A 1,259-nucleotide genomic window follows, 5' to 3' on the forward strand; every position below is an offset into this window, starting at 1 on the left:
GCACGGTCTGGAGCGAGGAGAGCGAAGGCACCAACGGGATCGGCACCTGCATCGCAGACCAACGGGCGCTCACCATCCATCGCGACCAGCATTTCTTTTCGCGCAACACCTTGCTCAGTTGCACGACCGCGCCGGTCTATGATCACGAAGGCAATCTGGCGGCTGCGCTCGACGTGTCCTCCTGCCGGTCGGATCTGACGGAGGGTTTCGTCCAGCTCATCGCCGTCGCCGTGGGGGATGCCGCGCGCCGCATCGAGGCCGAGAATTTCCGCATGGTGTTTTCCGGCGCCCGCATTCTGTTGGCCCCTGCCGCTGAGCGTACCGCCGGCGCGCTCATCGCGGTCGATTCGGACGATCTGGTGATCGGCGCGACGCGCAACGCGCGGCTTGCGCTTGGCATAACGCGCGAAGCCCTGGCCAAGGGGCTGTTGGCAGCAGACGTCCTCGGCGATGCGCCAGGCGCGAGGGAAGACCTCGACGATGCCGAGCGCGGCGTGCTCCAGCGGGCGCTGGCTCGCGCCGGCGGCAATGTCTCGGCGGCGGCGCAAAGCCTAGGTATTTCGCGCGCGACGCTGCATCGCAAGCTCGCCCGTTTCGCTATCCGCCGTCCGCATTGATTTCACGGCCCTGACCTGTCGCAGTTCTGCGACACTCGGCGGCCGCGATCGTCCCGCCCCGGGCTGACAAACCGAAGCCTGTCCGCGACCCTTCCCTCCTGACGCGCCGCATCCCGCGGCGTGCTTCTTGGGAGGAAGTCATGAACAAGGTAGAATTTTCGCGTACAGCCAAGGTTCCTTTCGCCAAGCGTTACGACAACTTCATCGGTGGCAAGTGGACGGCGCCGCACTCCGGCAAATATTTCGATAACATCTCGCCGGTTACCGGGCGGCCCTTGTGTGAAATCGCCCGCTCGGATGCGAACGATATCGAGGCAGCACTCGATGCCGCGCACAAGGCCAAGGATGCCTGGGGCAAGACCAGCCCCGCGGAGCGCGCGCTGATCCTCCATCGCATCGCCGATCGCATGGAAGAAAACCTCGATCTGCTGGCGCTCGCCGAGACCTGGGACAACGGCAAGCCGATCCGCGAAACGACGGCGGCCGACCTTCCTTTGGCCGTCGACCATTTCCGCTATTTCGCCGGCGTGCTGCGCAGCCAGGAAGGCAGCCTCTCCGAAATCGACCACGACACCGTCGCCTATCATTTCCATGAGCCGCTCGGCGTCGTCGGCCAGATCATTCCGTGGAACTTCCCGCTGC

The 1,259-nt window shown here is 65.0% G+C and carries 1 protein-coding gene and 1 pseudogene; both read left to right on the forward strand.

The features are described 5' to 3' along the window. On the forward strand, positions 1-617 hold a 617-nt coding region (locus tag EOA29_RS36865; RefSeq protein WP_127222420.1), incomplete at its 5' end, for a helix-turn-helix domain-containing protein. Positions 618-757: 140 nt separating this feature from the next. Then, positions 758-1,259 (forward strand): annotated as a pseudogene (gene adh / locus EOA29_RS36870) (aldehyde dehydrogenase); the annotation flags it as partial.

The organism is Mesorhizobium sp. M1E.F.Ca.ET.063.01.1.1, assembly GCF_003998155.1.
In the GTDB taxonomy this organism is placed as follows: Bacteria; Pseudomonadota; Alphaproteobacteria; order Rhizobiales; family Rhizobiaceae; genus Mesorhizobium.